The sequence below is a fragment of the Lachnospira intestinalis genome, assembly GCF_040095895.1.
Taxonomy (GTDB): Bacteria; Bacillota; Clostridia; order Lachnospirales; family Lachnospiraceae; genus Lachnospira; species Lachnospira intestinalis.
In genome coordinates this window covers 308626-320690 of the sequence record NZ_JBBMFS010000002.1, presented here as the reverse complement: position 1 = coordinate 320690, position 12065 = coordinate 308626, and the positions used below count along the sequence as shown (strand labels likewise).

12 protein-coding genes are annotated in these 12065 nt (G+C 43.8%); all 12 read right to left on the bottom strand.

The features are described 5' to 3' along the window. Positions 1-3: 3 nt before the first annotated feature. The 12 genes from WMO37_RS03735 to WMO37_RS03680 all read right to left on the bottom strand — a co-directional run bounded on the left by WMO37_RS03735 (position 4) and on the right by WMO37_RS03680 (position 11929). Positions 4-261: a YabP/YqfC family sporulation protein gene (locus tag WMO37_RS03735; protein WP_022432233.1), complete on the bottom strand. Its 258-nt coding sequence runs from the start codon at positions 259-261 to the stop codon at positions 4-6. Between the two features lie 158 nt (positions 262-419). Then, positions 420-596, bottom strand: coding sequence for a 30S ribosomal protein S21 (gene rpsU, locus WMO37_RS03730; protein ID WP_005539624.1), 177 nt, complete (start codon positions 594-596; stop codon positions 420-422). A gap of 136 nt (positions 597-732) precedes the next feature. Beyond that, positions 733-3339 carry an alanine--tRNA ligase gene (gene alaS, locus WMO37_RS03725; protein WP_349154382.1) on the bottom strand — a complete coding sequence of 869 codons (2607 nt, stop codon included), beginning with the start codon at positions 3337-3339 and terminating at the stop codon, positions 733-735. 45 nt (positions 3340-3384) lie between these two features. Then, positions 3385-3528 carry a hypothetical protein gene (locus WMO37_RS03720; RefSeq protein WP_022432235.1) on the bottom strand — a complete coding sequence of 48 codons (144 nt, stop codon included), beginning with the start codon at positions 3526-3528 and terminating at the stop codon, positions 3385-3387. 88 nt (positions 3529-3616) lie between these two features. Further along, the gene (locus WMO37_RS03715; protein WP_022432236.1) at positions 3617-5308 is read right to left on the bottom strand and encodes a MutS-related protein; all 1692 of its coding nucleotides are present in this window, start codon (positions 5306-5308) and stop codon (positions 3617-3619) included. A gap of 30 nt (positions 5309-5338) precedes the next feature. Further along, complete coding sequence (gene deoD, locus WMO37_RS03710; protein WP_349154334.1) at positions 5339-6055, bottom strand: purine-nucleoside phosphorylase; 717 nt, start codon at positions 6053-6055, stop codon at positions 5339-5341. A gap of 33 nt (positions 6056-6088) precedes the next feature. Then, positions 6089-6613, bottom strand: a complete 525-nt coding sequence (locus WMO37_RS03705; protein ID WP_022432238.1) for an adenine phosphoribosyltransferase — start codon at positions 6611-6613, stop codon at positions 6089-6091. 164 nt (positions 6614-6777) lie between these two features. After that, positions 6778-8259: a stage IV sporulation protein A gene (gene spoIVA, locus WMO37_RS03700; protein WP_349154333.1), complete on the bottom strand. Its 1482-nt coding sequence runs from the start codon at positions 8257-8259 to the stop codon at positions 6778-6780. A gap of 92 nt (positions 8260-8351) precedes the next feature. Continuing rightward, positions 8352-9056 carry a tRNA threonylcarbamoyladenosine dehydratase gene (locus WMO37_RS03695; protein WP_349154332.1) on the bottom strand — a complete coding sequence of 235 codons (705 nt, stop codon included), beginning with the start codon at positions 9054-9056 and terminating at the stop codon, positions 8352-8354. A 95-nt stretch (positions 9057-9151) separates the two neighbouring features. After that, positions 9152-9382 carry a hypothetical protein gene (locus tag WMO37_RS03690; RefSeq protein ID WP_022432241.1) on the bottom strand — a complete coding sequence of 77 codons (231 nt, stop codon included), beginning with the start codon at positions 9380-9382 and terminating at the stop codon, positions 9152-9154. A gap of 33 nt (positions 9383-9415) precedes the next feature. After that, positions 9416-11479 (bottom strand): ATP-dependent DNA helicase RecG, encoded by a 2064-nt coding sequence (gene recG / locus WMO37_RS03685; protein WP_349154331.1) that lies wholly within the window; start codon positions 11477-11479, stop codon positions 9416-9418. A gap of 3 nt (positions 11480-11482) precedes the next feature. Then, positions 11483-11929, bottom strand: coding sequence for a GatB/YqeY domain-containing protein (locus tag WMO37_RS03680; protein ID WP_022432243.1), 447 nt, complete (start codon positions 11927-11929; stop codon positions 11483-11485). Positions 11930-12065: the final 136 nt, after the last annotated feature.

Sequence of the window (12065 nt, the reverse complement as noted above, 5' to 3'; positions counted from 1 at the left end):
CTTTTATACTTCAATGCTGATAATCCTGCCCCTGACGGCGATTTCTTCTTCATCATAATAAAGAATTTCCAGCCGTTCCCCTTTAATGGATAAAAATCCTTTTTTTGTTAAAAGTTTTACGGTATTACAGTCATATTCTGCAATGGATTTGAAATTTTCCACATAAACTTCACAATTGCCGACTGCCGTAACCACCGGCATACCGAGTGCCGCATCTTTGGTTACGTCCAATGCCTCCACAATAGTTTCTTTTCTGCGCATACGTCCGCTAAAGACACCTTTCAATCCATTTATATATTGTATGTTACAACCAAAACTTTATGCCTTTTATTTAAACGAAATGTACATCACTAGGCGCACCACGAAAAAGCCGGTGCAGGATTGCTCCCACACCGGCTGATAAATTAATTAAACTCTAATTAGTTGAACTTACGTTTTCTAGCAGCTTCAGACTTCTTCTTACGTCTAACGCTTGGCTTTTCGTAATGTTCTCTTTTACGAATTTCCTGCTGAATGCCAGCCTTTGCACAGTTTCTCTTGAATCTGCGTAATGCGCTATCTAAAGACTCGTTTTCTTTAACGATGACATTTGACATATCTTTTCCTAACCACCCTTCTGTTGCAAATTGTGCACAACAATACATAAATAGGGTATTAATTAATTGCACAAAAAATATTATACCATAGATTTTCTATTCGTCAACCTTTTACGGTAAATTTTTGCAGATATTTTTATAACTGCTGTTCCAGAACCTGCGGCGCCTTTGCAAGCAGTTCGTCAATGCCCGCCGGATTCTTACCACCTGCCTGTGCCATATTCGGACGGCCGCCGCCGCCACCGCCTACGCAGGAAGCAACCGCTTTAATCAGATTACCGGCATGAGCGCCCTTTCCGATTACATCATCGGTTGCCATGGCAATCATATTGACCTTATCTGCGCCCTGTGCACTGACAATCAGTACAACGCCTGAACCAATCTGTGACTTTAATTTATCACCAAGATTTCTGAGTTCATTCATATCAACATTGTCAACCTTTGTTGCAAGGAACTTCACGCCCTTTACTTCGGTAATGTCTTTTGTTACATCCCCTAAAGCGTTGTTTGCAAGCTCTGCCTTTAACTTTTCGTTCTCGCTCATTAATGTCTTGATTTCATCATTCATGGAATGAATCTTCTTAACAAGCTGTACCGGTTCTGCCTTAGCTGCTTTTGCGGCTTCTTTTAAGGTTTCTTCAAGCTGTGCGTAATACTTTAATACACCGTTGCCTGTGAGTGCTTCGATTCTTCTTGTACCTGCAGCAACACCGGATTCTGAAATAATCTTAAACAGTCCGATGTTTGATGTATTGGCTACATGTGTACCACCGCAGAACTCTTTTGAAAATTCGCCCATGCAGACAACACGTACCGTTTCGCCGTACTTTTCACCAAACAGTGCGGTTGCGCCTGTCTTTTTGGCTTCATCAATCGTCATGACCTGTGTCACAACAGGAATGGCTTCCGCAATCTTTTCATTGACAATCTTTTCAACCTTTTCAAGTTCCTCGGCTGTCATGCTCTGGAAATGTGCAAAGTCAAATCTTAATCTGTCAGGGTCTACATAAGAACCGGACTGCTGTACGTGGCTTCCGAGTACTTCCTTTAATGCTCCCTGAAGCAGATGTGTTGCACTGTGATTCTTGCATGAATCGGCTCTCTTTGCGGCATTTACAGAAAGTGTTACTTTATCGCCTTTCTTTAACATGCCCTTTGTCATCACACCGACATGTCCAATCTTGCCGCCCTTTAACTTAATGGTTGTTTCTACGGTAAATTCACCTTCCGGTCCTGTAATCACACCGCAGTCACCTTCCTGACCACCCATGGTTGCATAAAACACGGATTCATCTACGATAACGGTTCCTTTATCGCCTTCTGAAAGTGCTTCTGTAATCTCTGATTCCGTTGTCAGTACGGTAATCTCCGATTCATTCACCAGCTTATCATAACCTGTAAACTTACTTGTAACTGCCGGGTCGATTTCATCATAAACGGTTGCATCCGCACCCATGTAATTTGTGGTCTTTCTTGCCTTACGTGCCTTTTCCCGCTGTTCATTCATCGCTGCCGTAAAGCCTTCTTCATCAATTGTAATATTCTTTTCTTCAAGGATTTCCTTTGTTAAATCCATTGGGAAACCGTATGTGTCATACAGCTTAAATGCATCTGCGCCGCCGAGTACCTTTTTACCGCTCTTTTCAAGCTCCTGTTCCATATCGGCAAGAATGCTTAAGCCCTGGTCAATGGTCTTATTAAACTTATCTTCTTCTTCTGCGATAACTTTAATAATGAAATCTCTCTTTTCATCCAATTCAGGATATCCGTCCTTAGAACCTTCAATAACCGTTTCACAAAGCTTTGATAAGAACTTGCCTTCAATGCCAAGCAGTCTTCCGTGTCTTGCGGCACGTCTTAACAGTCTTCTAAGCACATAACCTCTGCCTTCGTTAGACGGCATAATTCCGTCGCTTACCATAAATGTAACTGAACGGATATGGTCTGTGATAACACGGATTGATACGTCCTGCTTTTCATCTTCGTGATACTTCACACCGGCCATTTCACAGACCTTGTTGCGCAGTGCCTGTAAAGTGTCCACATCGAAAATAGAATCAACATCCTGAACAACAACCGCAAGTCTTTCAAGACCCATACCGGTATCGATATTTTTCTGTTCCAGTTCTGAATAATTGCCCTTGCCGTCATTGTTAAACTGTGAAAATACGTTATTCCATACTTCCATGTAACGGTCGCAATCACAGCCTACCGTACAGCCCGGCTTGCCGCAGCCGTACTTTTCTCCGCGGTCATAATAAATTTCCGAACATGGTCCGCAAGGTCCTGCGCCGTGTTCCCAGAAATTGTCTTCCTTGCCAAAACGGAAAATACGTTCCGGTGCAATACCGATTTCTTTATTCCAAATGTCAAAGGCTTCATCGTCATCTAAATAAATAGACGGATACAGTCTATCCTTATCCAGTCCTACAACTTCTGTTAAAAATTCCCATGACCAGTGAATTGCCTCTCTCTTAAAATAATCACCAAAAGAAAAGTTACCGAGCATTTCAAAGAATGTACCATGTCTTGCTGTCTTTCCTACGTTTTCGATATCTCCGGTTCTGATACACTTCTGACAGGTTGTCACCCTTCTTCTCGGTGGAATCTCCTGTCCTGTGAAATATGGCTTTAACGGCGCCATACCGGAATTAATAATCAATAAACTGTTGTCATTGTGTGGAACAAGTGAAAAGCTTTTCATCTTTAAATGGCCCTTGCTCTCGAAAAAGTCAAGAAACATTCTTCTTAACTCGTTAACACCTCTGTACTGCACTTCTTTATCCTCCTAGATTTCCTTGTTTTTTGCCTCTTTTTTTGCGTCTGAACGTGTACGGAGCTTTCCTCCGATAACTACACCGCCTGCCAGCAATAACAGCATAATAATAAACTTCACTGCTTCGTAAATAACTTCACCTGCTAATCCTGTCATACCTGTACCTCCCTATCCAAACTGATATTATATTTTATCATATTTTTATTGTATTCTCAACCCATTTGATGCAAACAAATAACGGTACTTAAATTTTCCAGACACCATTTTCTATAAAATAACCTGCCTGACACTCTGCACCTTTGATAATAGATGCATCATAACCTATCATTTTAAGCAGCTTAATCGCGTTTCTTGTCGTCGCCGGTCCTTTAAACAGCTTAAAATTAAAGGAAACATCGCTGTCCGTGACTTCTTCCTGAAAATGATAATTATCATAACAGCCGCTTAAAATCGCGGTCAGTTCAATATCATGCGTTGCCGCAAAACACAATACATTCTTATCCTTTAAATATTTTAAAATCTCAGAAGATGCCGCGATACGCTCTACCGTATTGGTTCCGCGCAGCACCTCATCGACAAAGCAAAGCACCGGGCAGCCCGTCTGCTCTGCGGCGGTAAGAATCCTTTTAAGTGCTTTAATCTCCACAATATAGTAGCTGTTTTTGCCGCCTAAATCGTCCTTTAAAGACATTGAAGAATAGATTCTGAAATACGGTGCCTGATAATTTTTTGACACACTCGTAAAAATGGTCTGTGACAGCACCGCATTGACGGCTATCGTCCGTAAAAATGTGGATTTACCGGAAGCGTTGGAGCCTGTCAGCAGTACATTTTTTTCTGTATGCATGGAATTGGCAACCGGCTTTTCAATTAATGGGTGATACCCTTCCTCAATCACAAGCTTTCTTCTGCTGCCGGTTAAAAGCTGCGGCTTCGACCAGTACGGAAGCATCTGTCTGTATGATGCCACCGAAATACAGGCTTCCAGCAGTCCTAACGTATCAAACAGTTCATAGACCTCTGCCTGACAGTTTCCGATATGGCGTACCATGCTGTTAAATTTCATTAAATCCACATGGGTAAGCATACGCATATACTCCATTGCCATTTCAGACAGCGAGCCGTTGACATTACCGGATTCCAGCAGCCACGCATTTTTTGTGACCGACTGGAATTTTTTGCAGAGTTCCTCCAGCTTTTTGTTATATTCTTCCAGACCTGCGTTTTTTTGCTGTGCAATCGCCTGTGCCGCCGCTGTCATGCGTACAATCTGCGCAATGCAGACAAAGTAATGTTCAACCTTTGCCTTCATTTTATAATATGTCAGAATCGAAAATGTAACCGCCGCCACAATCAGTCCGATTCCGATAACCGGATTTACCGCAAAGCAGACCACAAAAGCTGCCGCCAACGCAATGAGCGCCGCAATATGCACACCGTTGCCGCCGGGTTCCATGCCAACCATCAGGCCGATATAGTCGCTAAGTGATAAATATTTCACAAAGCCAAGCTTTACAAATTCCTGCTGTAATGCAATCCGCTCTTTCTCATGTGCTGCAAAATACTCTGCCAGACTGTCAATTTCACGAAGCCTGTCCGGACTTTCCGCCGGTGTCCGCAAAAGCCTGTACAGATACTCTTGTCCTGCCGAAGAATTGGCAATATTCATCTGCTTAAAAATGTCGTCCATATTCAGGTCATTCCATGTAATATCGTCAATGCCTTCCCCGGACTGCTCTGCACACTCTCTGTAATAATGTGTCAGGCGCTCATATTCATCTTCCCCGTATCTGCGCCCAGACGGTTTCCCAAAGCTGCTTTTAAGCTGCTTTAAAACCTTTGCCCGGTGTTTTCTTTTACCGTCCGCGGAAACATAAACCGCAATCACGAGAAAACATACAATCAGCCAGAACGGCGCACTGTTTAAAAATGTCATACTCTGTCTTTCTTTCCTCCGCTTTTCGTTTTATGCTTCACATGCTGCTGCCGTATCCAGCGCCAGTGTCATCATCTCCTGAAATGAATTCTGCCGCTGCATTGCCGTCAGGCTTTCATGACGGTACAAATGGTCACTGATTGTCAGCAGGCAGAGTGCTTTTTTACCGCATCTTGCCGCATTCATATACAGTGCCGCCGCCTCCATGTCCACTGCCAGTACGTTCATCTTCTTCCAGCGGTCATTGACACTGTTGTCTTCATTATAAAAAATGTCCGAAGACACAATATTTCCAACCTTTAAGGAAAGATTTTTTTCTTGTGCAATGCGGTCTGTAATCTTTAACAGACCAAAATCCGCTGTCGGTGCAAATGTACCCGGCAGCCCATACTGGGAAGCATAATTAGAATCCGTACAGGTACCGATTGCCGCAACAATGTCCATCAATGCAATATCATCGGAGAGCGCCCCGGCAGAACCGATACGGATAATCCGCTCTACATCGTATTTTGTATACAATTCATAGCTGTAAATGCCCATGGACGGCATTCCCATACCGCTTCCCATGACAGAAACTTCCCTGCTTTGATACATTCCGGTATAGCCGTACATATTGCGCACTTCGTTAAACTGCTGTACCTCTGTGAGAAAATTCTCTGCAATATACTTTGCACGCAACGGATCTCCCGGCATCAGCACCGTCTTTGCAATCTGTCCCTTTTCTGCCTGATTATGTGGTGTTGCCATATGCTCTCTCCTTTCTGCCGTACAGTCCGTTCTTTATTTACCCGGATACTTAATCACTGCATCCACATCGTAATCTTTTAAACGTTCTCTGCCCTTTAAGCCTTCCAGCTCCATAAGAAATACAACCTTTACAACCTCACCGCCCAGACGCTCAATCATATGAATGGCAGCTTCTGTCGTTCCGCCGGTTGCAATTAAATCATCGACAATAACAACCTTCTGACCCGGCTGAATGGCATCCTTATGTATTTCAATTGTTGCCGTACCGTATTCAAGGGCATATTCTTCTGAAATGGTTTCGCACGGAAGCTTTCCCTTTTTTCTGACCGGTACAAAGCCCGTATGATTATTGTAAGCAATTGGCACACCAAAGATAAAACCTCTGGATTCCGGTCCGACTACCACATCAAAATCTACGTCTTTTAATAAATTCTGTATGCCGTCAATTGCAAGCTTTAATCCTTCCGGATCCTGAATCACGCTTGTAATATCTCTGAAAATAATTCCCTTTTCCGGGAAATCCGGAATACTGCGTACATAATCTTCTACTTTTTTCATGTTGTTCTCCATTCCGCCGCATTGCAGCATATATTTCTTGAATTCGTTTTTTCAATACAGAAGTGTTATACCACGGCATATCAGATAATGCCGTGATACAACACTCTTTCATTAGTATACCACAGTTTTTTTACATTATAAAGCATTTTTGCATACAGCCTGATTTATACAATCAGGCAGACCAGTCCCGAATTTTCATTCATGACTTTTTCCAATGTAGAAGAAATCTTTTCCATGCTTTCCGGTGTCATGTTGTGTGTTTTTTCATAAATGCCGTCATCTACAATCTGTTCAATCGTCTTTCCGAAAATATTTGTTTCCCAGATTCCCTGCGCATTGTCCCCGGCATTTTCTTTTATGTATGCAATCAGGTCATCTGCCTGGTTTTTCGTACCGACAATCGGTGCAATTTCCACACTGATGTTCGTCTTGATCATATTGACGGACGGCACCTGCGCTTTGATTTTTACACCGTATTTTGTGCCGTTTTTAATCACCTCCGGCTCATCTAACACAATTTCTTCCCGCACCGGTGTTACAACCCCGAAGCCGCTTGCAGACACTTCTGATAAAGCATTTCCCACACTGTCAAATTCTTTTTTCTTTGCGGAAAGCTCCCGGATCATGTGAATCAGCTCATATTCATTGTGGATTGCCGTGCCTGTCAATTCACTTAAAATGTCATAATAAACCTGCGGCTTCATCTGCACTTCCAGCCGCACCCTGCCATCCGACATCTGGATATCGGATACGGTAATGCCGCTTAGCGATTCTCCCGTTACCTGCACAAAATTTTTCTTCACATCGCGGATTTTTCCAACCGGTTCTAACACTTCCGCAGCCTTTGCAATCAGCTCTGCTTTCAGCCAGTGGTCCTCCGGCAGCATTTCCATCCACTGCGGCGTGTAAAAATCCAGCTCCGTCACCGGAAATTCAAGCAGTACATTTTCAAGAATCGCAGTGATATCTTCTTTTTTTAACTGGTCGCAGTTGACCGGCAGCACGGTTACGCCGTATTTCTGCGTGAGTTCTTCCGCAAGCTGTCCGGTTTCCTTAGAATACGGCTTTACACTATTTAACAGCACCAGAAACGGCTTTTTAATGGCACTTAATTCCTGAATAGTGCGTTCCTCCGCCGGAACGTAATTTTGTCTTGGAATCTCTGAAAATGAACCGTCTGTGGTTACGACAATACCTATCGTTGAATGTTCCGCAATCACCTTTTTCGTACCGATTTCCGCCGCCTTGGTAAACGGGATTTCCGTCTGCGACCACGGTGTTTTTACCATGCGCTCCTTTTCATTTTCAACGTGACCGGACGCGCCTTCCACCATAAAACCGACACAGTCAATCAGACGCACCTTGACGCCCACATCTTCCATTGGATAAATGAGTGCCGCCTCACTTGGAATAAACTTCGGCTCGGTCGTCATAATTGTTGTTCCCGCGGCGCTCTGCGGCAGTTCGTCCTTTGCCCGCGCACGTACATGTTCATTTTCCATCTGCGGCAGTACGCACAAGTCCATAAATCTTTTAATAAAAGTTGATTTACCGGTTCTGACCGGTCCTACCACCCCGATGTATATTTCTCCGTTTGTTCTGGCTTTCATATCCTTGTATAACGAAAATTCCTGATTACTGTCCATAAAAACAAAAACACTCCTTCCATATTTACTTCATGTATATGGAAGAAGTGTTTTATTTATGCAGTGATTATTAAGATACTTTTGCCCGGTTCTTACATCATAATGTCCTTGACGACTTCAGAAGCGATCAGCAGTCCTGCCGAAGCCGGAACAAATGCAGTACTGCCGGGAATACATCTTCTGGCATTATTCTCAAGCGGCGCCGATACCTTGACTGGCTGCTCCTTGGAATAAATCACTTTCAGTTTCTTTACGCCGCGCCTTTTTAATTCATAACGCATGACTTTTGCAAGCGGACAGACCGAAGTCTTAAAAATATCCGAAACCTCGAGCAGCTCCGGGTGATGTTTATTGCCGGTTCCCATGCTCGCTATAATCGGTGTTCCTGCTTTCTGCGCTTCAAGCACCAGATCAATCTTGGCAGCAACTGTATCAATACAGTCGATAACATAATCATATGATGCAAAATCATAGTCATCGTGATTTTCCGGCAGATAAAAGGACCGGTGCAGTTCCAGATTAATCTCCGGGTTGATATCTAAAAGCCGTTCCTTCATTACTTCCACTTTCGGTCTGCCGACCGTACTGTGCAGTGCGATAATCTGACGGTTGATATTGGAAACACTTACACAGTCGTTATCTGTAAGCACCATGTTTCCGACACCGCTGCGTGCAAGTGCTTCTGCCACGTAGCCGCCGACTCCGCCGACTCCGAACAGTGCCACCTTTGCATTTTTTAATTTTTCCATGCCCTCACTGCCAAACAGCAGTTCTGTGCGCATTAATTCTTCCTTCATCTGTCCACCTGATTTTCTCTTCTAATCCTTATCCTTCTTTTTTCGCAGCATTCTGCGTGCGGCAGTTTCTGATACAATCTTCCACTGTGCCGCATTTACTCGTCAAATTCCGCCAGTACGTAGTATCCACGGCTGGTTTCGCCGACTTCTTTTACAATGCCTTTTCTGGATTTTAAACGCTCCGGTGTCGAGTAGTTTCCCGACATTGCAACCGCAGGTTCTATCGTGTAGTAAAAGCTGCTTGGCAGTTTCCCTTCGGTAATTTCCACTTCCTGTCCCGGTTCTACCAGTCCGGGTCTGCTCATTGTAAATTCCATTGTCCGCATTTTATAGCACTCCTTATACTTGTGACACTTCCATCATAAATTAATATTTTCCAGACATTCCTTTGTATATTCTTCCACTTTTGTCTTCAGATAAACATTTTCTTCCGACGAAAGCAGTTCATCTTTTGCAAGTACAGCGCCTGCCGCATCTGCTGCTTCCTTTAACACTTTGGAATCTGAGAAAATATCACCGATTTTAAAACGCAAATCCCCGCTCTGGCGCACGCCGAAAAAATCTCCCGGTCCACGCTGTTTTAAATCCTCCTCTGCAATTTTAAATCCGTCATTCGTCTGATTTAAAATGCCTAAGCGGTCCTTTGCCTTGGCTGTGTCCGAACCGGACACAAAGATACAATACGACTGATATTTTCCGCGCCCCACACGTCCCCTCAGCTGGTGAAGCTGTGCAAGCCCGAAACGGTCTGCATTTTCCACCATCATTACCGTGGCATTCGGAACGTTGACACCGACTTCGATAACGGTTGTCGATACCAGTACATCTGTTTCCCGCGCCGCAAAGCGCGCCATAATTTCTTCTTTTTGATTTGCTTTCATCTTTCCGTGCAAATATTCCACACGGATTTGCGGAGGCAGTGCCGCTTTAAGCTTTTCGGCATATTCTACGACATTTTCAGCATCGACATTTTCGCTTTCCTCCACCATCGGACAGATAACATATGCCTGTCTGCCTTTTTTGACCTGACCCGCTATAAACTTATACGCATTTTCCCGGTAGTTGGTTCCCACAACACAATTTTTTATTGGAAGACGTTCTGCCGGTAGTGTATCAATAATAGAAATATCCAAGTCACCGTATACTATAATTGCCAGTGTTCTCGGAATCGGGGTTGCACTCATAACCAGTACGTGCGGATTGTCCCCTTTCATAGAAAGCGCCCGCCGCTGATTGACCCCGAAGCGGTGCTGTTCGTCCGTAATTACCAGTGCAAGCTTGTCATAAACGGCTTTTTCCTGAATCACGGCGTGCGTGCCGACCACAATATCCGCCTCATGCGTGCGAATCTGCTCATAAACCGCTCTTTTCTGCGCCGCCGTCATCGAACCCATTAAAAGCACAACCTTTAACGGAATCTGATGTTTTTCAAACATCGAACAGATCGACTCGTACTGCTGTTTTGCAAGCACCTCTGTCGGCACCATCATTGCCCCCTGATACCCTGCAAACGCGGTATTCATCAATGCCAACACTGCAATAATCGTCTTTCCGGAACCAACATCGCCCTGAATCAACCGGCTCATTAACGCACTGCCGGACATGTTTTCTTTGATTTCTTCCCATGTCTTTTTCTGTGCATCCGTCAGTTCAAACTCCAGTTCAGAAATGAATTTATCGGTACGCGCATCATTTAAAATACGGTACTCATTCAGCCTGTGTGTATTTTTTTCTTTCATATTGCGCACTGCCAGCACAAACAGAAAAAATTCTTCAAATGCCAGTCTTTTTCTGGACTGTAAATAATCCTCCTGCGACTGCGGAAAATGTATCCGCTGTACGGCAAAATTGTGTTCCGCAAGCTGATACGCACTGCGGATATCTACCGGTATATATTCTTTTTCCAGACACGTATCGTACTTTTCCAATGCCTGTTTTACTGCTTTGGCGACCGTTTTATTGGACAGCCCCTTTGTCAGCGGATATATGGGCTGCATACTTCCCTGTAACTGTGCATATGCCGCCATTGTATACATCTGTGGCTGTTCTAAAACAAAGCTTCCCTTTTTCTTTGCAAGCTGACCGCGGAAGACATAATGTGCTCCCGGCTTTAAACTGCTGCGCAGAAACGGCATGTTAAACCATGTGCATTTCAGGGATGTTCCCTGTTCATCCCGCACAACTGTCGATAATACTTTCATTCTCGGTGTGGAATACTGTTCCACATTTCTTGCCACAACGGCTTCAATGCTCACGATTTCTGATGCATGTTCTTCCACTGCTTCCTGTACAAAAACAGGCTTTTCATATACATCGTAAGCCCGTGGGTATAACCCTACAAGGTCTTTTACAGTGTATACGGAAAGCCTGCTAAGTAGCGCAGCAGTTTTTTCTCCAATTCCTTTAAGCTGCTGTATATTCATAACTTATGCCATCATTGAGCCAAGAACCTGATTGACAAGTTTACCGTCTGCCTTGCCTTTGACCTTTGGCATTAACACTTTCATAATTTTACCTTTATCCTGTGCTGTCGGTGTTTCGATAGAAAGTTCTTTTAATGTTTCTTCAATCACTGCTTTGATTTCAGATTCATCCATCATCTTCGGTGCATATTCCTCTAATACACTGATTGAGAAATTACACTCGTCAATAATGTCCTGTCGGTCTGCCGGAGTAAGGGAAAGTGTTTCTTTTAACTGCTTAATCTGCTTTAAAATAACCTGATTTCCTTCTTCATCAGTCAGCGGTGTGCGGTTGTTAATTTCTACATTCTTTAATTCCGCAAGCAGTAAGGAAAGAACATCTTTTCTGGCCTTATCCTTCGCCTTCATCGCCTTAACCATCTCGCCTCTGATTTCATCAATCTTACTCATCTTATCCTTCTTTCCGCAGGCATTCCAATGCCGGAGGAACGCGGACTGAATTTATTCAGTCCTGCGATAAATAACATTTTACGCTGCCTGCGGCGTAAAATGTTATGTGAACAAGCTGTAATAGATGACTTGTTCA